This window comes from Undibacterium sp. RTI2.2, assembly GCF_035018705.1.
In the GTDB taxonomy this organism is placed as follows: Bacteria; Pseudomonadota; Gammaproteobacteria; order Burkholderiales; family Burkholderiaceae_D; genus Undibacterium.
In genome coordinates this window covers 1-292 of the sequence record NZ_JASJXN010000158.1, presented here as the reverse complement: position 1 = coordinate 292, position 292 = coordinate 1, and the positions used below count along the sequence as shown (strand labels likewise).

Below are 292 nucleotides of genomic sequence, written 5' to 3'. Positions count from 1 at the left end.
ACATGTGCTCGATATTCTGATGCAGAGTCGGCGCAACCGACAGCCGCAAAACGTTTTTTCCGCAAGCTGCTCAAGGGCTTACGTTACGCACCACGAGTGCTAATCACCGACAAGCTCAAGAGTTATGTCGCGGCGAAGACGCAAATCATGCCGCGTGTGGAGCGTCGCCAACACAAAGGCCTCAATAACCGTGCAGAACTCTCGCACCAACCGATGCGGCAACGAGAACGACAGATGCGGCGCTTCAAGTCATCGGGCCATGCTCAGCGCTTTTTATCGGCTCATGGCCCGA

1 pseudogene is annotated in these 292 nt (G+C 55.5%); it reads left to right on the top strand.

The annotated features are described in order from the left end of the window. Positions 1 to 292 (top strand): annotated as a pseudogene (locus QN395_RS21535) (DDE-type integrase/transposase/recombinase); the annotation flags it as partial.